We start from the raw sequence: 21,074 nt of genomic DNA, 5'->3' as shown, positions 1-21,074 counted from the left end.
TCCCTACAATTAATAGCCTTTATTGACATCCACCTGATGACACAAATCCAGGCCTTGATTTAAACGGCGGTCATTTTCCAGAATCTGCTCTACCACCACAGACATTGGGGCATGTGAGGCCACATGTGGTGTCACCACAATTTTTTCGTGCTGCCAGAATGGATGGTCAGCAGCCAAAGGTTCCTGTTCAAATACGTCGACAATTGCACCACGTAACTGGCCAGAATCCAGTGCATTGAGTAGATCCTGCTCGATTAAATGCTGGCCACGCCCGACATGAATCAAAGCTGCCTGTTCAGGCAGTTGCTGAAATAATTCAGCAGAAAGAATCCCGGTATTTTCTTCGGTAAGGGGTAGCAGGTTAATCAGAATCTGACTTTGAGCCAGGAACTCGGAAAGCTGTTCTTGACCCACATAACTTTTAACTTGATTAATATCTTTTGGGGAATTCGACCAACCAGAGACTTGATAGCCCATGTCAGCAAAGCGTTCTGCTACGTATCCGCCCATATGCCCCAGTCCCATAATCCCGATCTGGATATGATGGCTATAGCTCTGGCGATATTGCTTCCACAGCTGCTGCTTTTGCTGCTGGATCATGAGGTCAAAATAACGCTGAAAATACAGCACGCCCCAAAGCAGATAATCAAACATGCCTTTTTGATGATGTGGATCCAGTACCCGGCAAACGGCTTGATCTGGGCGTACAGCATTTAAGTTTAAATGTTCTACCCCAGCAGCAATCGAATGAATCAGGCCAAGCTTTGGTAGCTGCTGCACTTTTTCCAGATCTGGAAACCAGGCAGCAACTGTGGTTGCCCGTTCAGCTTCAGGGCTCTCCACTGTACAGAAACTACCAGCTGGCGCATATTTTTGAAAAGACTTGACCAAAATGGCCTCAATATTCGGTACAGAACTGGAAATAACAATCATGATGCATACTCCGTATATTGATGCTCAATCAGGGATAAAGCGGCCTGCCAGGCACGCTGTAATATCGGTTCAATGAGAGGACTCGCGAACTGCTTGGCTGTTTTAATTCGGACTTCTTCTGCTGGATAATGCAATTCAGCACCGCCGCTTAAGGCTTTCACCTGTGCCTGACAGGCGCGTTCCAGAAAATAAATTTCATGAAAAGCCCGTGCAATGGTCTCCCCAGCCGTTAATAGTCCGTGATTGCGTAAAATCATGGCACGATGGTCGCCCAAGTCCTGAATCAAGCGTTCTTGTTCGTCAGTTGAAAGCGCAACGCCTTCATATTCGTGATAGGCCACATGCTGATAAAATTTCATGGCGTGCTGGGAAATTGGGAGAAGCCCGTGTTTCTGTGCAGAAACAGCAATTCCATCCGCGGTATGGGTGTGAATGACACAATTCAGATGAGGATGTGCTTCATGAATCGCAGAATGAATCACGAAGCCTGCCATATTGACTGGCTTGTCTTGTTCATAGCTTTCTACCACCTGTCCTTCATGATTAATCTTCACCAGCGTTGAAGCACGCATTTTTTCAAATGCGACCCCATATTGATTAATCAGAAAGCAGTCAGGCTGATCTGGAACTCTTAAACTGATATGGGTATCAATCAGGTCAGTCATCCGATAATGCGCAATAATGCGATAAAGCGCTGCCAGTTCACAGCGTGCCTGCCATTCAGCAGCTGTAACGAGATTTTTTATTGTCATCATTCCATCCTAGAAAAATATAGCATTTCGATCACTATCTGTTATATCATAATTTTATAAAAACAGAATATTATTTCATAAAGCGAAATATTTTATTAAAGGGAAACGATATGACTACAGCTCAAATGAATGGACTTGAATATCTAACCGCAATTAAAAATGGCGAATTGCCTGGTTCAGCGATGGGACAACTGATTCCCATGAAAATCAGTGTCGTCCATGAAAACTATGTGGAATATGAAGTTTATCCAGATGAACGTCACTTCAATCTGCAAGGCGGCATTCATGGTGGATTTTGCGCCACTGTTCTGGATAGCGTAACTGGTGCAGCAGTGCATACCACAGTTGATGCTGGTGTCAGTTTTTCCACTATTGACCTGAATGTCAAAATGCTCAAAGCCATGAAAAATGGTGAAACTTATACAGCCATTGGTGAAGTGATCCGGATCGGACGCAATGTGCTGACCTCAGAAGGCCGAATTGTCGACAAAGACGGTAAAATTTATGCCTTTGGTTCAGCAACTTTATTGGTCACTGACCGCAAATAATCCTTACGCTGATTTAATTAATCCCTGCGATATGCAGGGATTTTTATTTCTATATAAATAGTCTAATAAAAAATGCCATGTATATTATCTATACATGGCATTAATACGATGACTAAAGCTGTTATGCAGCTTCAGGGTTTTCAATCACCATCGCCAGGCCTTGACCCAGACCGATACATAAACTGATCACGGCATATTTTTTACCAGTACGCTGTAATTGACGTGCGACGGTTAAGGCCAAACGCGCACCTGAACAGCCCAATGGATGGCCAATCGCAATACCACCACCGTTTGGATTCACACGCGGATCATCAAATGCAACATCCAGACCTTTCAGGCAAGATAACACCTGGCTGGCAAATGCTTCATTGATCTCGATAATGTCCATATCATCTAGCGTCAAACCTGCACGTTTAACGGCTTTTTTGATTGCTTCGATTGGACCTGCGCCCATGATGCGTGGCTCAATGCCAGCGGCTGCAGAAGACAGGATACGAGCTAAAGGTTTTAAGCCATACTGTTCCTGAACTTTTTCACTGCCGATAATCAGTGCTGCAGCGCCGTCATTGATACCTGATGCATTACCCGCAGTGACTACACCACCTTCGAAAAGCGGTTTTAACTTGGATAATGCTTCAAATGTCGAAGATGGACGTGGATGTTCATCTTCAATCACTAATTTAGGCAGTAATTTACGCCCTTGTGAAACTTCAATCGGTGTAATTTCACCTTCAAAGAAACCTGCTTCTTTTGCAGCTTGATATTTCGCTTGTGATGCAGCAGCAAAAGTATCTGCCTGTTCACGCGTAATGCCAAACTCTTCAGCGACGTTATCACCTGTTTCTGGCATGCTGTGCGCGCCAAACTGATCAGTAAATTTACGGTTTGGGAAACGTGTACCAATCGTGGTGTCATAGATTTTGGCATCACGTGAATACGCGCTTTCAGCTTTACCCATTACAAACGGTGCACGCGTCATACTTTCTACACCACCTGCAATATACAGCTCGCCTTCACCTGCGGTAATGGCACGTGCTGAATCAATCACAGCGCCCAAGCCTGAAGCACAAAGACGGTTTACAGTTTGACCTGGAACGGTCACAGGCATACCTGCAAGCAGTGCCGCAAAACGAGCCACGTTACGGCTGTCTTCACCGGCCTGGTTGGTGCTACCAAAGATTACATCTTCTACGTCAGCTGCTGGAATACCGGTTTTTTCTAGCAGATTTTTAATAACTGTTGCTGCCAGATCATCTGGACGTACAGTTGCCAGGCTTCCTGCATGGCGACCGATTGGAGAACGTAAACCATCATAAATATAGGCATTTAACATGAGTGTTATTCCTTTAACTTTTTAATTAATGTGTAGTATGAACAAGAGGTAAACCGAGATGAACGCGGCGGCGCAACCAAGGACTTGGGCGGTAACGCTGGTCACGGGTAATTGCAGTCATGCGGTCTAAAATTTTCAGAATTTTTTCCGCACCCAGTACATCGCCCCATTCAATTGGGCCGTATGGATAACCAAGGCCTAACTTCACGGCAACGTTGATATCTTCTACGGTTGCAACACCTTGCTGGGCAATATCACAGCCAAGATTCACAATCATGGCCAAAGCACGTTGTGCTACAAAACCAACGCTTTCCTGAATTGTGCTTGCAGTCACACCATCCAGATTGAAAATCGATTGCGCTGCGTTTACCAGTTCAGCTTTGGTGACAAACGTTGGCATCAAGGTACGGTGTTTATTTAGGCCATAAAGCAGATCAATGCAGACTACTTGCTGCGGAGACACCTGATAGCGGACTGCGGCTGAAGTGGCATCTTCACCATAAGTCGCAATTAGGATTAAAGCATCTGCTGAAGGTGCGTCAGTCTGCTCGATCTGGATGTTGAACTGCTGTAGATATTGCTCAAGCGCTTGACGGTCTTCGCTATATTCTGTACCCAGCCAAACCGATGGATATTGATCCAGCTTTTCAACCAAGGTTGGAGCCACATCACCTACTTTGCTCCCCGAGGTATAATCGTAAAAACCTTTACCAGTTTTACGGCCTAGCTGTTTAGCAATAAAACGCTGGCGGGTAATCACGCTTGGGCGGTAACGTGTTTCTTCATAATACTGGTGATAAATTGATTCACTTACCGGATGAGATACATCCATCCCGGTCAGATCGCCTAACTCGAATGGTCCCATCTTGAAACCGATGCCGTCACGATAGATGCGGTCAATGTCATAAAATGGAGTGACATTTTCATTCAGAATCGCATAGGCTTCACTACCAAAGGCACGACCAGCATGGTTAATGATAAATCCCGGGGTATCTTTGGCTTTTACCGGGCGATGTCCCATTTTTGTAGATAACTGAGTGAGTGCATCTACAATATCAGCACGGGTATTAAAGCCTTCAATCACCTCAACCACTTTCATCAGTGGAACCGGGTTAAAGAAGTGATAACCGGCAACGCGTTCCGGCTGGCTGCAATTGGCGGCAATCGCACTGATAGACAGTGAAGATGTATTGGATGCCAGAATCGCTTCCGGTTTTACGATACCTTCCAGTTGCTGCATCAGCTTTTGTTTGATTTCCAGATTTTCAATAATCGCTTCAACGATTAAATCGCAATCTTTCAGGTCTTCGATCTGCTGGGCAATGGATAAATGAGCAAGATCTTCAGCAGCTTTTTCATGGCTGAATTTACCTTTATCAGCCAGGGTATTTAATGTTTTAGCCAGCTTTTCTTGTGCCTGTTCAGCAGCACCCGCTTTGGCATCAAACAACACGACATCATGGCCCGACTGAATTGCGATCTGGGCAATACCCGCACCCATCGTACCTACGCCAATAATACCGATTTTCTGAATTTGAATACTCATGCTTATCGTCCCTGATAATTTGGTTTACGTTTTTCAATAAAGGCTTGCATACCTTCTTTTTGATCTTCTGAAGAAAACAGCATCTGGAAAGATTTACGTTCCAGCATTAAGCCAGCATTGAGTGGCACATCTTCAGCCAGTAAAGCCACTTCCTTGATTTGTTCAAGCGCGATTGGCGGCATTTTTGCCAGACCTTCAGCCATTTTGATTGCTGTTGCCAGGGTTTCACTGTCTTCCGTTACTTGAGACACCAGGCCAATCTGATAAGCTTCCGGCGCTGGTACCAGACAACCCGTCATGATGATACGCATCGCATGGAATTTACCCACGGCACGGAATAAACGCTGTGTACCACCCGCACCTGGCATTACCCCTACTTTGACTTCAGGCTGACCGAACTGGGCACTTTTTCCGGCAATAATAATGTCCGCATGCATCGCCAGTTCACAGCCACCGCCCAATGCATAACCGTTTACTGCTGCAATCACCGGCTTTGAACACTGCGCAATGGCTTGCCAGTAACGCTCAGTACGACGTTGCATCATCTGGATCGTTTCAGCATTGGCTAATTCTTTAAGGTCAGCGCCTGCAGCGAAATCAGTTTCACCGCCAGTGAGAATAATGGCACGGATATTTTCATCGTCATTCAATTGCAGAAAAGCCGCAGCCAGTTTCTGGCGCACTTCTGTATTCAGGGCATTTTTAGCTTCTGGACGATGGATCTTGACCATCGCCACATGTGTCGAGATTTGCTCTACTTGAACTACCTGTTCCATCAAAAAACTCCATTTATTTTGTATAGCGAAATTTTATTTTATATAAAACTACGGTTTCTAAACCCATAAATCAAGATTTTTTCTCTCAAAAACGTAAAAAAGTTATTTTTTAATAAAAATTAGGGTAAAAACTCTTGTTCAGCTGGCTATTTTATGATTAATTGATTTCGCAATACGGAATTAATTATTTAATTCGAATTTTGGTTATTCATTTATGTAAATATTAACCACAATACAAAATAAAAAAATTAATTTCCGTCATAAGGATACTACGTTGTTCAGTGATTTTTCACTCAAGGTGAAACGGAAAAATCAGATCCAGCCTGATCGTAACAGGGCGAATGCGCACAGACGCTTAGACCTTAGATGAGGAAAATGCTTTTCCGTGAGGAAGAAAATGGATTTAGCGGTAGCAGAGGAATGCTACTTTAATATATAGATGATATAAGAATGACAAGCGATACCATCGTAGCTGAGGAAACTAAAACGGGGGTCTCCTCCGACGGCACCATTAAGCAGGCACCTAAACGCCTGTGGATGACGGCCTTTGTCTTCGCTTTTTTGATTTTACTATGTGACGGTGCAGACATTGGTATTCTGGCTTTCAGCTTGACCAGTTTGAAAGCAGAATGGGGGCTGACTTCTGTACAGGCCGGTGCCTTGGGAAGTTATTCTCTTTTGGGTATGGGGATCGGTGGCTTTATTGGCGGATGGGCCTGTGACAAGTTTGGACGTGTACGTGTCATCGTATTGGCCACTATTTCCTTCTCAATCTTGTCTGCCTATTCAGGTTTTGCCCAGTCTTATCAAGAGTTTGCGATTTTACGTACCCTTTCGTGCTTAGGTTTGGGCTGTTTATATATTGCCTGTAATACTCTGATGTCTGAGTATGTACCAACCAAATACCGTACTACGGTACTGGCAACATTGATGACCGGTTTCACTTTAGGTTCATTGGTGATTACCATGATTTCAGGCTGGATCATTCCTGAATTCGGCTGGCGTATGCTGTACTGGATCACGATTGCTCCATTAGCTTTAGGTATCCTAATGCACTTTATGGTGCCAGAGCCAGAATCATGGAAACGTGTCCGTGAAATGAAAAGAACTGGTCAGATCGTGGATAATGATGCCAAAAAAGGCAACCCATATATCACCATTCTTAAAGATAAAACCCATGGCAAGATGTTCATCCTTTGGTCTTTCAGCTCTGGTTTCCTGCTATTCGGTTATTTCGGTGTAAGCAACTGGTTACCAAGTTATCTTGAAGCTGAATTAGGCATTAAATTCAAGGAAATGGCGCTATACATGGTAGGTACTTTTATCACCATGATGTTCGCCAAAATCATTGCAGGTTATGTGGCTGACAAAATTGGTCGTCGTATCGTATTTGCTTTCGGCACCATGGGAACAGCACTGTTTATTCCTGTCGTGGTGTATATGCACAATGCCGATAATATTGGTGTACTGATGCTGATCTTCGGATTCCTGTACGGTATTCCATATGCCATTAATGCAACCTATCTAACCGAAAGTTTCCCTACTGGAGTACGTGGTACAGCAGTTGGCGGTGCATTCAATATTGGTCGTATCGGTGCAATCTTCGCTCCAATTACGATTGGTTATCTTGCGATGAATGGTTCGATCGGTACGGGTCTATTGGTGATGGGTGCAGCTTACTTCCTATGCGGTTTGATTCCTGCCCTGTTTATTAAGGACCGTTTATACGATCCACAAAAAGCTGAATAACTTTTAACTCAAGAGGGCGGTAAATTTACTGCCCTCCTTCATCTATATTTTTATGACTTTAAATATCGAATACATACCCTTTGACCTGAACAGGATGTTTCTTGGTTGAACGAGATTCGTATTCATTATTCAAAAGTCAGCATCTCTGCATTTAGCAATGAGAGCAACGACAAGGAAAGATTTTCCTTCTTAGATATCAGAAAATTTCTTTAGGGATTAAGAAATGAAAAAATTAGTTTTAGCAACATTATGTGGTATTGCTTCAGCACAGGCATTTTCAGCAGAAGCGTCAGAAGACCGGATGCAGTTTTTAGAATCACAGTTAAAGCAAATCCAGGCCGAACTGGAACAGCAGAAAGCCGCGCAACTTGCGTTAAAGAACCAGCAAGAAGAAGCCAAAGCACAAGACTCTAAAACGCTGAGTTCGATGGTGGATAATGTCGATGTTTATGGATTGATTCGCTTTGATGGCGCAGTTGATTTCAAAAGTACCCCTGAAGCTCGTGGCCGTACTATTAACCAGATTAATAAAGTGCCTTTTACTGAACCTGACTCTACCCGTTCAGATTTTACTGCTGCTGCCAGCCGAATTGGTTTCCTGGCTAAAGACTTGGGTGGAAATCCAAATGTTTCTGCACGTTTAGAAGCTGACTTCTGGACCAATAATGGTAAAGGCGATGGTGGACTACGTATCCGTCATGCACATTTAAAATACTATAACTGGACTTTTGGTCAGGCCTGGTCATTAATGTCGACACCAGAAATTAGTACTGAAGCTGTCGATTACAGCTTATTACTGGGTGGGTCGGTCCTACGTACGCCTCAAGTCAGCTATGCTTTCAAACTTGATCCGGAAAATACTTGGAATGTTGGTCTGGAGTATATGGCTGGTGGCGATCGCTCTTCTGCCTTGCCTGCTTTAACCACTAAATATATTCATCAATCAGGTCCGCTGCATTTATTAGCTCAAGGCTTTGTCAATCAAAAGCAGGCGCAAACTGATACAGGTGATATTGAAAAAGTTGGTTGGGGTGTAGGTCTTGGTGGACGTTATCATCTCAATGATCAAAACTCGATCCAGGGTAACTATTTCCATATGGTCGGTGACCAGCGTATTGCAGCTTTCTTGACTCAAGGTTCAACAACCGATGGTGCTGCTTGGGGTGGAGATTATTCAGTCGATCCAATCAATAACGAACTTTTACTCAATGAGTTTAATAGTTTAAATATCGGCTTTACGCATAAATTTACGCCAAAACTACGTAGTAGCATTAATGCCAGTGTGGTAGATTTTGATGATTCCAGCGACTATGCACGCGCGAATCCTGAAACCAATAAACGTTTAACTGACTATATGGCTAACGTGATTTATTCTCCAGTTCCAAAGGTTAATCTGGGCGCAGAATATCACCACGGCAAACGTGAAACTTTTGATAATCGAGAAGCGGATGTTTCTCGTGTGAATTTATCAGCGACTTATAGTTTCTAAAGCCTTAGGAGACAAGGATGTCAGCCCAAGGGCAAATTTCACGAAAATTTATGTTTATGATGGCCATGACCTGCGCACTCTGCGCGGGTTGTAACTATTTTAACCAGCCATTAATTTATTCTATCGCAGAAGATCTGCATATCAGTGTGGCTGAGTCTGGTTGGACTGTCGTTTTAACCCAGATTGGTTATGCCACTGGGTTATTCTTGTTTGTGCCTTTAGGCGATTTGTTTGAAAAACGCCTCTATATTTGCAGCCTCATGCTATGTACCGGACTGGCGCTAATCGGACTTTCTGCCAGTACCAACCTGCATATGCTGTATGGTTTTACCCTGCTCGCTTCTTTTTGTTCGATTACCACCCAGATTCTGATTCCTTTTGCGGCTAACCTGTCTCAAAGAGAAAAAAGTGCTGAAGTGGTTGGTCTGCTGATGAGTGGCGTACTGGTCGGTATTCTGTTTGCCCGGACTGTATCAGGACTAATTTCTACCCTATGGTCCTGGCATGCAGTCTACCTTTTGAGTGGCTGTTCTATTCTCTTGCTCAGTATCGCTATGTGGTATCAGTTACCTAAAGCGAAGAGCCAATTACAAATGAGTATCTTACAGATTTATCGCTCACTATTTACCTTTGCCAAAACCGAACCCATGCTGATCCGACGTAGCATCATTGGTGGTTTGGGCTTTGGTATGCTGAGTATTATTTTTACCACCATGACTTTTGTACTGGCGGAAGCACCCTATCATTTTAATGATTTCCAGATTGGGTTAATGGGTATTGTTGGTGTGGTTGGCATCTGGTCATCACAATGGACCGGTAAAATGATTGGTCGACATCGGGAAAAATGGATTGCACAACTTGCTACCACGGGTTTAATTCTGGCCTGGATTCCATTATTTTTTGCGCAAAGCTATTTATGGGTGTATATCATTGGATTAATTCCCGCTTATTTTGGGATTTCTTCACTGCATGTGTTAAATCAGAATCTGGTATATCGAATCTCGGTACAAGCCCGTTCCCGTATTAATGCAATCTATATGACCTGTTATTTTTCAGGTGCCGGGATCGGTGCATTTCTATCGCTAAACCTATGGAAAATGTATGGTTGGTCAGCCTGTGTTGCATTGGGCTTTGGCTTTGCCCTGCTCATCTTTAGTATTAACCGCTATGACTTAAGCCGCAAACGCAATCTGGTCAATATCCACTCCCAATCATAAATAATCTAAAATTTAATACTGTGAACTCATAGAATATTAGTTTGAGTTTACAAAGGCTGCTTTCATAAATCATTTTTTTATCATTAAAAAGAAATTCCCTCATCCTAACCTTCTCCCAGAGGGAGAAGGAACTTTCAAAATTCATTAAATATGAAGATTACGATCATTTTTTGGTTTATGAAAGATATTTAAAGTATTTGACATATTAGCCCTGTGTTTCTATTTAGAATTATATGCTGGAAAATAAAGGACAGGATTATCCAGCATAAGAAGAACTATCTTCTACCAGAATCCTTTTCGATTATTTTATTTAATAGACCTCTTGCGAAAGTCGTTATTGCAAGTTCATCCGATTTACCAGTGCAGCGATTAAGTTAATGCGTAAACCGAATCTTTTCCGTCTATTTCGATAGCGTTCACTTAATATTCTAAATGTTTTCAATTGACTATTAATATGTTCGATCACAACTCGTATTTTTCCAATCATTTTATTGTACTTTTTCTCAACATCAAATAAGGGTAAATTCTTCTTTTTCTTTATTGGCATCAATAATTTAAAGCCATCTTGCTCTAATCCGTAGTACCCTAAATCGGTCATAACATATTTACAATGTTTGAATTTTTTAACCGTTCTTCTTGCCAATTTAATGTCATGCTGACTGCCATTCGATATATCTAGCCCTATGATTTGTTTGCTGTTCGGATGATAGATCACTTGTGCTTTTAGCGTATGTTTCTTCTTTTTACCACTGTAGAACTTACTCTGATTTTTTTTTCGGACGTTCTATTGAACATTCTGTCGCATCAATAATGACCCAGTTAAACTGTTCGTCTGCTGTGGTAATGCTTCGTTTTGGCAGAGTAAACCGTCTTGATTTCATCAATGCATCTTCAACCTTTTTAATGGTTCGATTCACATTACTTTCAGCGATATGGTAATTTGCAGCCAACTCCAATTGAGTGCTGTAATTCCGTAAGTAATTGAGTGTTAATAATAATTGATCCTCTATAGCTAAAGTATGAGGACGCCCAGATTTCTTTTTAAGTGATTCTACTTCTTTTAAAACTTCGATCATTTCACTAAAAACTGGTCGAGGTACACCAACCAAGCGCTGGAATTCAGAATCTGAAAAACGATTTAATTTGTGATATCTCATGAAATTTAGATTGAGGTGGTTTTTACTTTCGCAAGAGGTCTAATCTTTTGATATTTAAAAATTTAACCTGATTTAAAATCTTAATATTTAGGGTGTGTTGACACTTTTAGCTTAAAAAATATCTAATAAAAATCGCAGCCTAAGCTGCGATTTCTAATCATGTTTAAATGATTGATAGAATTATTATACGGATGCTTTTAACTGTGCAGCTGCACGGCCATCAAATAACTTGCAACCTGTCTGTTGCTGAAGTTCTTCGATACTCAAGCCATCCACCATTTCTAGCACCCAAGCCTGATTATCTTTGAGTTCAATAATGCACAAATCGGTATAAATGCGGTCAACGCAGTTTTTACCAGTAATTGGATAAGTCAGCTCTTCCACAATTCGTGGTTCGCCATTTTTTGTGACATGTTCCATGCAAACATAGACACAGCGAGCACCAACCGCCAGATCCATGGCACCACCCACTGCTGGAACCGCATCCAGTGCACCGGTATGCCAGTTAGCGAGATCACCATTCACGGCGACCTGAAAGGCGCCCATAATGCAGAAATCTAAATGGCCGCCACGCATAATATCGAAGGAATCTGCAGAGTTCATAAAACTACCGCCATCGAGCATGCTGACCAGTTCTTTACCAGCATTAATCAGATCATCATCAGCCTGTTCAGGATCAGTTAAAGCGGTAAAACCCAGAACACCATTTTCAGAATGCAGGACAATATCCTGTTCAGGTTTTAAATAACCAGCAACGCGTGTTGGTAAGCCAATGCCTAAATTCACATAAGAACCGGTCGGAATATCCTGTGCAACTTTTTCTACAATCTGTTCGCGTGTACGTTTTTGAATTGTCATTATTTGATATCTCCTACCTTCACCACATGCTGCACGAAAATACCCGGCGTCACGATAATCTCTGGATCAAGCTCGCCTAACTCTACAATTTCATGCACTTGGGCAATCGTGGTTTTGGCCGCTTTTGCCATTAACGGGCCAAAGTTTCGCGCTGCTTTACGGTAGGTCAAGTTGCCCCATTGATCAGCCTGATTGCCATAAACCAAGGCATAGTCCGCATGAATTGGATATTCCAGCACATAGTCCTTGCCATTGATATGGCGGGTTTCTTTGCCTTCAGCAATCTTGGTACCGTAACCTGTAGGCGTAAAAATAGCGCCCAGACCTGCACCCGCTGCCTGGATACGGCAAGCCAAGTTGCCTTGTGGTACCAACTCTAGTTCAACCTTTCCAGCTTTATACAGCTCTTCAAACACCTTGGAGTTATTGGCACGAGGAAATGAACAGATCATTTTTGTCACCAGTCCTGACAATAACAGGTTGGTTAGGCCACGGTCACCAGAAGCAGCATTATTGTTGATGATGGTCAAATCTTTAGGACCAATATCAATCAAAGCTTCAATCAGTTCGATTGGCTGTCCTGCCAAACCGAAGCCACTAGTCATAATATGCGCACCATCTGGAATCTGCTTGAGTATAGTTTCGATATCCTGTGTGATTTTATTCATTTAATTGCTTCCTAGCATCTTCCTGTCTTTATAAATATTTGATTAATCAATTAGTCAGCTTTTTGTGGGTCAAACAAACGGTTTTTAATGAAAATCGCTGGGATCAAACCACAAATAAAATAAGCCACACTCATGATAAGTAGACCTGTACCAATTGAGCCACCTTGTGCAAAATAACCGATGGTTAAGGGTGCCAATACTGCGCCTAGACGGCCAATGTTATAAGCGCCACCTGTAGCTGTACCACGGACTTTGGTAGAGAAACTTTCAGTCATATAAGTCGCGTTAATGCCATATGGAATACCGTAAAGGAATCCGAAAAACAGCATCAGCCATAAGATATTGTCCGGTGTGTTGCCAAAGACAATAATTGGAATAAAGATTGCAGTGCCCATGGTACCGAAAGCAAATACTGCACGACGGCCAATTTTATCCGCAATAATGCCTGCGATCACTTTGGTACACATCATGATCAGGAAGGTCCCAATCATATAGGTGGTCATTTCTTTAAATTTAATACCGAGATCTGATTCCAGATAAGCCGGTAACCAGTTACTTACACCGTAATAACCAAACTGTAAAAATGCGGTACTGAACGACCAGAGGATGAACATGCGACGGCTTAAAGCATCGGCAAAGATCATTTTAAACGTATTCTTCGGTTTTTCCTGAACTACGCCGCTGGCTTTGGCTGCCAATCTTTCTTGACGGGCTTTTAACCAGGCTTGTGGCTCTGGTACCAGGAAGAACATGCCAATGGCAAGAACAATCGGAACAATGGCGATATAGTAAAGGTAACGCCAGCCTAATTCTGGAAGTAACCATCCTGCAAGTACAGTGGCAACGACTGAACCAAGTGTCCAACCTGTCATTAAAGCAGCAAGTACTGTAGAACGATATTTTGTTGGCACATACTCTGCCATTAGAGTATTACAGGCAATATAGAGGGCTCCTAAGCCAATTGCTGAAAAGAATCGCAACCATTTGAATTCTTCATAGCTTTGAGTAAAGCCCAGCCAGAAGGTTAATGAAGAGAATAAAGCGATCGCAACAACAATCACCCGAACTCGCCCGAAGCGGTCACAAGCCCAGCCACCAAAAAAGCCACCAATGGCCATACCAGCAAGTGTCCAGCTACCAAGTGCACCTGCCTGAATACTACTTAAAGAAAATTCTTGTTTGAGGCTGGTTAGACTGTAGGCTAATAGTGCAAGATCTGCACCATCTACCAATAACGCTAAAAATGAAAAGATAAAAGCCAGAATCCAGACCTTTTTCTTAGGCATATTTTCTTCTGGTAGAAGGTTTTGTTGTGAATTAAGCGTATTCATAATGTCCTTTACACTTTGCTGGCACTCCTGTGCCTTTTAGCAGTTTATGTTTCACCTAATTAATTAAATGAAACATAGAATGTTTGATTGATCTCTAATTCTGAAACTGACTAGATTTTAAAAAACCATCCCAGAACTGGATTGTCTGACTTCAATTGAAGTCAGACAAAACAAACTAGCCAGCATTGCTGGCTAGAAGTTGATCTTCATTTAGTTGGAGAATGCAGCAATACCCGTTTGCGCACGACCTAGAATTAGGGCATGTACATCATGGGTACCTTCATAAGTATTGACCACTTCCAGGTTTACCAGATGACGAGCTACACCGAATTCATCAGAGATCCCGTTACCGCCCATCATGTCACGCGCTAAGCGGGCAATGTCTAAAGCTTTACCACAGTTATTACGTTTGATCAGTGAAGTACCTTCAACGGAAGCGATACCTTCATCTTTCATACGGCCAAAACGTAATGCCACTTGTAGACCCAGCGCAATTTCAGTTTGCATGTCTGCCAATTTTTTCTGGATCAGCTGATTCGCAGCCAATGGACGGCCAAACTGTTTACGGTCCATGGTGTATTGATGCGCTGTATGCCAACAGAATTCAGCTGCACCCATCGCACCCCAGGCAATACCATAACGCGCACTGTTCAGACAGGTAAACGGACCTTTTAGACCACGAATTTCAGGGAATGCGTTTTCTTCTGGAACAAAAACATTGTCCATCACGATTTCACCAGTAATCGATGCACGCAGGCCAACTTTACCGTGAATCGCTGGTGCAGAAAGCCCTTCCCAGCCTTTTTCCAGAATAAAGCCACGAATGTCACCGACATTGCCTTCAGGAGATACTTCTTTTGCCCAAACTACAAAAACATCTGCAATCGGACTGTTGGTAATCCACATTTTGGCGCCCGTCAGACGGTAACCACCTTCGACTTTCTTGGCACGAGTAATCATGCTACCCGGATCAGAACCATGATCAGGCTCAGTCAGACCGAAACAGCCGATATATTCACCGGTCGCCAGTTTTGGCAAATATTTCTGTTTCTGTTCTTCAGAACCAAATTCATTGATGGGTACCATCACCAGCGAGCTTTGTACGCTGGCCATTGAACGGTAACCTGAATCTACACGTTCCACTTCACGGGCAATCAGACCATAGCTGACATAATTTAAGCCGGCACCGCCGTATTGTTCTGGGATGGTTGGGCCCAGCAGACCCAGCTCACCCATTTCACGGAAAATCGTTGGATCGGTTTTTTCATGACGGAACTGTTCTAGTACACGTGGCATCAGCTTGTCCTGACAGTACGCATGCGCGCTGTCACGGATCATACGTTCTTCTTCAGTCAGTTGCTGTTCCAGTAAAAATGGATCTTGCCAGTCAAATCTAATTCTTGTGCTCATTTTAATATTTCCAATATTCTAAAATCTGCTGCTTACGCGGTCGCTTGTTTAATCATTTCACGTGCGATGATGATTTGCTGGATTTGAGTTGTACCTTCATACAGACGGAACAAACGCACATCACGGTAGAAACGTTCAATTGAATATTCACTGATATAGCCCGCGCCACCATGAATTTGCAGACAGCGATCCGCTACACGGCCACACATTTCAGTCGCAAACATTTTCGCGCATGAAGATTCAGTAGTCACATTCTTGCCTTCGTCACGCAGGCGGGCAGCATCTAGAACCATACATTTCGCTGCATAAATTTCAGCTTTAGAGTCTGCCAGCATGCCTTGGATGAGCTGGAAATTCGCAATCGGTTGACCGAACTGCTTACGTTCCACTGCATAATTTAAAGCATCTTCCAGCATACGCTCTGCCATACCTACGCTATAGCCAGCAATATGCAGACGGCCTTTATCCAGAACACGCATTGCAGTTTTAAAGCCAATGCCTTCAACACCACCGATCAACTGATCTTTATGAACTTTACAGTTGTCAAAAATCACGTCACAAGTGTATGAACCATGTTGGCCCATTTTTTTATCAATTTTGCCCAGACTTAGGCCCGGTGTATTCGCTTCTACCAGGAATGCAGAAATGCCGCTTGCACCTTTGATATCAGGATTGGTACGCGCCATCACCGTAAATGTCGTTGCACGCGGCGCATTGGTAATAAAACGTTTGGTACCGTTTAAAATATAGTAATCGCCATCTTTAACCGCGCTGGTTTTTAAAGATGCTGCATCTGAACCTGAATCCGGCTCAGTTAAACAGAATGAACCAATGATTTCACCAGTCGCATAACGTGGCAGGTATTTCTGTTTTTGCTCTTCAGTACCGTCAATCACGATCCCGCTTGAACCGATCCCGTTATTGGTTCCAATCAAAGAACGGAATGCAGCTGATGTACGGCCTAATTCCATTGCGACCAGAATTTCCTCTTCCATGGTGATACCTAAACCGCCGTATTCCTCTGGAATGGTTAGGCCAAACAGACCTAATTCTTTCATCTGCTCGACAATACGCTCAGGAATCGCGTTGCTTTCTTCAACTTCATGTTCTAAAGGAACTAGTTCATTTTTGACAAAGTTACGAATAGTCGAAAGAAGTTGCTCAAGCATTTCCGGATCGCGAATCATAGGGATCTCCATGTTATTTAGTTCATCTGGGTAAATTCCTTTACCCTTTAATTTTAGTTTCGTAATACGAAATAAATAATCATAAAAATTCATTTTGAGCAAGAAAAATTATTAAAAATTTTATTTTTTAAGCAAAAAAGCAAATTTTTCTAGCTTTAATTAAAAATTTTAGTTAGAATTTTATTTCGCAATGCGAAATTTTTAGATTGTTGGTAGATTTAGAAAAGAGTTAGATGATTTGAATCAGGTCATAATTGATTCTATAAAAGTGCAGCGAGATAAGAATGTTTCAATTAAATCGTGCTGATGATTCTCGTTTTGATTGGCTCCATTTTCCTGAAATTTTATCTGGTGAACTTTAAATTTCTAAAGATACTTAAAAATCATTACAGGTCTCAAAAACCTATAGATTCTGCATGGTTTTTAGCTGAATAGCGCTAATTAACTTAAATACAGATAAAGTGAGCACTTTTTTATTTATTTTTATCACTAATAGAAGTGTTTTATTTTGTATCGTGAAATTTAATTGCTATCATATTTATTAATTTACCTTTAATTGCTCTGACCATGACAAAAAATAAAACTGGCGAAATACCTAATTTTGATGAGATCCGTTTAGATCCGATTTCACATATTCATAGAGAAAATAACCCACAATTTATCGCGTCTATTGCACGTGGTTTAGAAATTCTCAGATGTTTTTCCGCAACGAATCAATTACTGGGCAACCAGGAAATTGCACAGCTAACTAATCTGCCAAAACCGACTGTTGCCCGGATCACCAGCACGTTGGTTTCTTTAGGTTATCTAAAACAGTTACCGAATACGACCAAATACCTGTTGGACGTTGGTGTATTGGCTCTGGGTTATGCAGCGCTAAGCAATATTTCGGCACGTACACAGGCATATCCATTTATGGAAGAAATGTCACGTTATGCGCAAGCGCCTGTCGCCATGGCAACCCGTGATCGTCTGAGCATGATTTATTTGGAAGTCGTTCACACAGAGTCTACTTTGACCATGCGTCGTCCAGTTGGCTCTACCCTGCCTATTCATAGTAGTGCGATGGGCCGTGCCTGCCTAGCTGCGATGGAAGTTAAAGAACGTGAGTATCTATTTGATGCCATCAAGAAAAGAAATGAAGATCAGTGGCCAACCATTAAGCGTAATTTAGAACGTGCTATTCGTGATTATCAGGATTATGGCTATTGCTTATCTCTCGGTGATTGGGCCAAAGATGTGAACTCTGTTGCAGTGCCATTGATTCATCCTAAACATGGTATTTTGACTTTTAACTGCGGCGCACCAACCTATCTGCTCAATCAGGAAAAACTGGAAAATGAAATCGGTCCTCGTCTGATTCATATGGTCAATAACATTTCTCTGACTTTAAATAATATCTAAGCTGTTATTTAAGATTTAAATGGGCGGCAATGATCGCCCTTTATTTTTCTTTTTTAAAACACTCGCAAAATGTTAGAGCAATATAAAAAAATAGCCCATTCTAAGATGGGCTATTTTTTAAAGATTTAAAGACCAGTAAAGTCAGCTAATCATCTTCACTTATTACGCTGCTACAAACTTGGCGCGCGCTGCATGGAGTTTCTTGTAGCTATCAATTAAACGCAGATGACGATCCAGACCTTCAAGCTGCATATTGGTTTCAGCTAAACCGTAGAAACGTACTGTACCTTCTACTGAACCGAGGACTGCATCCATACGGGCATCGCCAAACATACGGCGGAAGTTGTGTTCATAGTCTTCCAGTTCCATTTCATCATCCAGAATGACTTCAAGCACTACATTCATGCATTGATAGAACAGGCCACGTTCAACGGTATTGGTATTGTATTGCAAGAACTGTTCGACCAGATCTTTAGCTTCTTCAAATTGTTGTAGAGCCAGATAGATCAGGAGTTTTAGTTCCAGAATGGTCAGCTGACCCCATTCGGTATTTTCGTCAAATTCAATGCCGATCAAGGTACGGATCTCGGTGTAATCATCTTCATCTGCTTCTTCCAGACGTTCAACCAGAGCTTCTAGCTGTTCATCATCCAAACGATGCAGGTTCAGAATATCTTCACGATATAACAGCGCCTTGTTGGTATTGTCCCAAACCAAATCTTCCATCAGATAAATTTCAGAATAACCCGGCACCAGAATACGACAAGCGGTTGCACCTAAATGCTGATAGACCGCCATATAAACTTCATGGCCCATCTCTTCCAGAATGGTAAACAATTCTTGTGCCTCATCGGCATTTGAGTTTTGGCCATTATTGGTGAAATCCCACTCAACAAAATCATAGTCAGATTTTGCGCTGAAGAAACGCCAAGATACGACACCACTTGAATCAATAAAGTGCTCAACAAAGTTATTCGGTTCAGTGACTGCATTTGAACTGAAGGTTGGTTTTGGCAGATCATTCAGGCCTTCAAAACTACGACCTTGTAACAGTTCAGTCAGACTGCGCTCTAAAGCCACTTCAAAGTTTGGATGTGCACCGAATGAGGCAAAGACACCACCCGTACGCGGGTTCATCAAGGTCACGCACATCACCGGGAACTGACCGCCCAAAGAAGCATCTTTGACCAGTACTGGGAAGCCTTGCTCTTCTAAGCCTTTAATACCTTCAATAATTTTCGGATATTTTGCCAGTACGTGTTCAGGTACATCCGGCAGTGCCAGCTCACCTTCCAGAATTTCACGTTTAACCGCACGTTCGAAAATCTCAGACAGACATTGTACTTGAGCTTCAGCTAAGGTATTGCCCGCGCTCATACCATTACTGAGATACAGGTTTTCAATCAGATTCGATGGGAAATATACAGTTTCACTATCAGACTGACGTACAAATGGCAATGAACAGATACCACGTGCTTTATTGCCCGAGTTAGTATCATAAAGATGAGTACCTAGTAACTCATCTTCAGGATCATAAATTTCACGGGTATGTTCATCTAAAACTTCTGCTGGCAACTCACCATTTGGACCCGGCTGGAACCATTTTTCATCCGGATAATGCACAAATTCTGCATTGGCAATATCTTCACCCCAAAACTGGTCATTATAGAAGAAATTACAGTTCAGACGCTCGATAAATTCACCCAGTGCAGATGCCAGCGCACTTTCCTTGGTTGAACCTTTACCATTGGTAAAGCACATCGGTGACTGGGCATCACGAATATGCAATGACCAGACATTCGGTACAATGTTACGCCAAGACGCAATTTCAATTTTCATGCCGAGGCCTGCCAGAATCGCAGACATATTGGCAATAGTTTCTTCAAGTGGTAAGTCTTTACCCGGAATACAGGTTAGGCTGTCTGAAGCCAGATTTGGCATCAACAAAGCCTGCGCATCGGCATCAATGCTCTCAACTTCTTCAATAACAAATTCAGGACCAGTCTGAATCACTTTTTTGACGGTACAACGGTCGATCGAACGCAAAATCCCCTGACGGTCTTTTTCAGAGATATCAGCCGGTAGCTCGACCTGAATTTTAAAAATCTGTTTGTAGCGGTTTTCAGGATCGACGATATTGTTTTGAGACAGACGGATATTGTCGGTTGGAATGTCACGCGCTGCACAATAAACTTTAACAAAATAAGCTGCACACAACGCAGAAGATGCCAGAAAATAATCAAATGGACCTGGCGCAGAACCATCACCTTTATAGCGGATCGGCTGATCGGCGATTACCGTGAAGTCATCGAACTTGGCTTCCTGACGAAGATTATCGAGATAATTGACCTTAATTTCCATGTGGATACCTAAATATTCTTATGTGCCACCACGGACAGATAAGATGCTAAATCTGAATATACAAGCCGAATCACGGAGGAGAATTTGACTCAAAAATAATAATAACCCGGGTTAAACCTTCAACCAGTTAGTTTCAGGATAAGCTCGAGTAAGAATGGGTGCTATTATAGAATCATTTTATGAAATTGATAATGTTTGCTCGAATTTCCTGTGGATTTATCAAAATATGTGTTAATTAAATATTCAGAAAATCTGGCTTTAAGCCGAGAACAGACTGTTTTTATTAATACTTGCTGTTCCCGGCCGGATTTTATGGACTGGGAAATGCGTTTTTTAAATCAGATCAAGATCCAAA

General features: G+C 42.4%; 17 protein-coding genes. 5 read left to right on the top strand and 12 right to left on the bottom strand.

Annotated features, from left to right (window positions below; genetic code table 11):
* Positions 1 to 9: 9 nt before the first annotated feature.
* Positions 10 to 933, bottom strand: coding sequence for a 2-hydroxyacid dehydrogenase (locus C3F22_RS06510; RefSeq protein ID WP_004785714.1), 924 nt, complete (start codon positions 931 to 933; stop codon positions 10 to 12).
* Positions 930 to 1,685, bottom strand: coding sequence for a class II aldolase/adducin family protein (locus C3F22_RS06505; RefSeq protein WP_004785712.1), 756 nt, complete (start codon positions 1,683 to 1,685; stop codon positions 930 to 932). Before C3F22_RS06505 ends, C3F22_RS06510 begins: the two co-directional genes overlap by 4 nt.
* A 110-nt stretch (positions 1,686 to 1,795) precedes the next feature.
* Here C3F22_RS06505 and C3F22_RS06500 point away from each other — a divergent pair, with 110 nt between their 5' ends.
* The gene (locus C3F22_RS06500; RefSeq protein ID WP_104426125.1) at positions 1,796 to 2,233 is read left to right on the top strand and encodes a PaaI family thioesterase; all 438 of its coding nucleotides are present in this window, start codon (positions 1,796 to 1,798) and stop codon (positions 2,231 to 2,233) included.
* Positions 2,234 to 2,354: 121 nt separating this feature from the next.
* On the opposite strand, the gene C3F22_RS06495 is transcribed toward C3F22_RS06500, so the two are convergent.
* From C3F22_RS06495 to C3F22_RS06485, 3 genes are read right to left on the bottom strand one after another with little or no spacing between them, the layout of a single operon-like run.
* The gene (locus tag C3F22_RS06495) at positions 2,355 to 3,566 is read right to left on the bottom strand and encodes a 3-oxoadipyl-CoA thiolase (protein ID WP_004785708.1); all 1,212 of its coding nucleotides are present in this window, start codon (positions 3,564 to 3,566) and stop codon (positions 2,355 to 2,357) included.
* 25 nt (positions 3,567 to 3,591) lie between these two features.
* A complete protein-coding gene (locus C3F22_RS06490; protein ID WP_004785707.1) occupies positions 3,592 to 5,112 on the bottom strand; it encodes a 3-hydroxyacyl-CoA dehydrogenase in 1,521 nt (506 codons plus the stop codon).
* Between the two features lie 2 nt (positions 5,113 to 5,114).
* The gene (locus C3F22_RS06485) at positions 5,115 to 5,888 is read right to left on the bottom strand and encodes an enoyl-CoA hydratase (protein ID WP_004785705.1); all 774 of its coding nucleotides are present in this window, start codon (positions 5,886 to 5,888) and stop codon (positions 5,115 to 5,117) included.
* Positions 5,889 to 6,338: 450 nt separating this feature from the next.
* On the opposite strand from C3F22_RS06485, the gene C3F22_RS06480 reads away from it, so the two are divergent.
* The 3 genes from C3F22_RS06480 to C3F22_RS06470 all read left to right on the top strand — a co-directional run bounded on the left by C3F22_RS06480 (position 6,339) and on the right by C3F22_RS06470 (position 10,343).
* Complete coding sequence (locus C3F22_RS06480; RefSeq protein WP_034170871.1) at positions 6,339 to 7,637, top strand: MFS transporter; 1,299 nt, start codon at positions 6,339 to 6,341, stop codon at positions 7,635 to 7,637.
* A gap of 223 nt (positions 7,638 to 7,860) precedes the next feature.
* Positions 7,861 to 9,126 carry a DcaP family trimeric outer membrane transporter gene (locus C3F22_RS06475; protein ID WP_004785698.1) on the top strand — a complete coding sequence of 422 codons (1,266 nt, stop codon included), beginning with the start codon at positions 7,861 to 7,863 and terminating at the stop codon, positions 9,124 to 9,126.
* Positions 9,127 to 9,143: 17 nt separating this feature from the next.
* Entirely contained in the window at positions 9,144 to 10,343 is a 1,200-nt protein-coding gene (locus C3F22_RS06470; protein WP_004785696.1) for an MFS transporter, read from the top strand.
* A 334-nt stretch (positions 10,344 to 10,677) separates the two neighbouring features.
* Here the strand turns inward: C3F22_RS06470 and C3F22_RS06465 are convergent.
* From C3F22_RS06465 to C3F22_RS06440, 6 genes are all read right to left on the bottom strand, one after another.
* Positions 10,678 to 11,500 (bottom strand): IS5-like element ISAba27 family transposase gene (locus C3F22_RS06465; RefSeq protein ID WP_104426124.1). Its coding sequence is split into 2 segments (ribosomal slippage): positions 10,678 to 11,118 and positions 11,120 to 11,500, totalling 822 coding nucleotides; the frame shifts between segments, so codons are not numbered across the junction.
* 183 nt (positions 11,501 to 11,683) lie between these two features.
* Positions 11,684 to 12,358, bottom strand: coding sequence for a 3-oxoacid CoA-transferase subunit B (locus tag C3F22_RS06460; RefSeq protein WP_004785695.1), 675 nt, complete (start codon positions 12,356 to 12,358; stop codon positions 11,684 to 11,686).
* Entirely contained in the window at positions 12,358 to 13,026 is a 669-nt protein-coding gene (locus C3F22_RS06455; RefSeq protein ID WP_004785693.1) for a 3-oxoacid CoA-transferase subunit A, read from the bottom strand. Before C3F22_RS06455 ends, C3F22_RS06460 begins: the two co-directional genes overlap by 1 nt.
* Positions 13,027 to 13,076: 50 nt before the next feature.
* A complete protein-coding gene (locus tag C3F22_RS06450) occupies positions 13,077 to 14,357 on the bottom strand; it encodes an MFS transporter (protein WP_004785691.1) in 1,281 nt (426 codons plus the stop codon).
* Positions 14,358 to 14,567: 210 nt separating this feature from the next.
* On the bottom strand, positions 14,568 to 15,767 hold the full coding sequence (locus C3F22_RS06445; RefSeq protein ID WP_004785690.1) for an acyl-CoA dehydrogenase: 1,200 nt from the start codon (positions 15,765 to 15,767) through the stop codon (positions 14,568 to 14,570).
* Between the two features lie 32 nt (positions 15,768 to 15,799).
* Positions 15,800 to 16,954, bottom strand: a complete 1,155-nt coding sequence (locus tag C3F22_RS06440) for an acyl-CoA dehydrogenase family protein (RefSeq protein WP_034171043.1) — start codon at positions 16,952 to 16,954, stop codon at positions 15,800 to 15,802.
* A 567-nt stretch (positions 16,955 to 17,521) separates the two neighbouring features.
* On the opposite strand from C3F22_RS06440, the gene C3F22_RS06435 reads away from it, so the two are divergent.
* Positions 17,522 to 18,358: an IclR family transcriptional regulator gene (locus tag C3F22_RS06435; RefSeq protein ID WP_004785687.1), complete on the top strand. Its 837-nt coding sequence runs from the start codon at positions 17,522 to 17,524 to the stop codon at positions 18,356 to 18,358.
* A gap of 162 nt (positions 18,359 to 18,520) precedes the next feature.
* Here C3F22_RS06435 and C3F22_RS06430 read toward each other — a convergent pair whose 3' ends face one another.
* A complete protein-coding gene (locus C3F22_RS06430; RefSeq protein ID WP_004785685.1) occupies positions 18,521 to 20,719 on the bottom strand; it encodes an OsmC domain/YcaO domain-containing protein in 2,199 nt (732 codons plus the stop codon).
* Between the last annotated feature and the right edge of the window lie 355 nt (positions 20,720 to 21,074).

It is taken from the genome of Acinetobacter sp. ACNIH1, from assembly GCF_002934695.1.
Classification (GTDB): Bacteria; Pseudomonadota; Gammaproteobacteria; order Pseudomonadales; family Moraxellaceae; genus Acinetobacter; species Acinetobacter variabilis.
Note: the sequence above shows the minus strand (reverse complement) of the source record. Positions and strands in the feature narration are given on the sequence as shown.

Excerpts from the sequence above, each read along its gene's own strand:
- C3F22_RS06510 (WP_004785714.1), bottom strand. The coding sequence starts at position 933 with ATGATTGTTATTTCCAGTTCTGTACCGAATATTGAGGCCATTTTGGTC.
- C3F22_RS06505 (WP_004785712.1), bottom strand. The coding sequence starts at position 1,685 with ATGACAATAAAAAATCTCGTTACAGCTGCTGAATGGCAGGCACGCTGT.
- C3F22_RS06500 (WP_104426125.1), top strand. The coding sequence starts at position 1,796 with ATGACTACAGCTCAAATGAATGGACTTGAATATCTAACCGCAATTAAA.
- C3F22_RS06495 (WP_004785708.1), bottom strand. The coding sequence starts at position 3,566 with ATGTTAAATGCCTATATTTATGATGGTTTACGTTCTCCAATCGGTCGC.
- C3F22_RS06490 (WP_004785707.1), bottom strand. The coding sequence starts at position 5,112 with ATGAGTATTCAAATTCAGAAAATCGGTATTATTGGCGTAGGTACGATG.
- C3F22_RS06485 (WP_004785705.1), bottom strand. The coding sequence starts at position 5,888 with ATGGAACAGGTAGTTCAAGTAGAGCAAATCTCGACACATGTGGCGATG.
- C3F22_RS06480 (WP_034170871.1), top strand. The coding sequence starts at position 6,339 with ATGACAAGCGATACCATCGTAGCTGAGGAAACTAAAACGGGGGTCTCC.
- C3F22_RS06475 (WP_004785698.1), top strand. The coding sequence starts at position 7,861 with ATGAAAAAATTAGTTTTAGCAACATTATGTGGTATTGCTTCAGCACAG.
- C3F22_RS06470 (WP_004785696.1), top strand. The coding sequence starts at position 9,144 with ATGTCAGCCCAAGGGCAAATTTCACGAAAATTTATGTTTATGATGGCC.
- C3F22_RS06460 (WP_004785695.1), bottom strand. The coding sequence starts at position 12,358 with ATGACAATTCAAAAACGTACACGCGAACAGATTGTAGAAAAAGTTGCA.
- C3F22_RS06455 (WP_004785693.1), bottom strand. The coding sequence starts at position 13,026 with ATGAATAAAATCACACAGGATATCGAAACTATACTCAAGCAGATTCCA.
- C3F22_RS06450 (WP_004785691.1), bottom strand. The coding sequence starts at position 14,357 with ATGAATACGCTTAATTCACAACAAAACCTTCTACCAGAAGAAAATATG.
- C3F22_RS06445 (WP_004785690.1), bottom strand. The coding sequence starts at position 15,767 with ATGAGCACAAGAATTAGATTTGACTGGCAAGATCCATTTTTACTGGAA.
- C3F22_RS06440 (WP_034171043.1), bottom strand. The coding sequence starts at position 16,954 with ATGATTCGCGATCCGGAAATGCTTGAGCAACTTCTTTCGACTATTCGT.
- C3F22_RS06435 (WP_004785687.1), top strand. The coding sequence starts at position 17,522 with ATGACAAAAAATAAAACTGGCGAAATACCTAATTTTGATGAGATCCGT.
- C3F22_RS06430 (WP_004785685.1), bottom strand. The coding sequence starts at position 20,719 with ATGGAAATTAAGGTCAATTATCTCGATAATCTTCGTCAGGAAGCCAAG.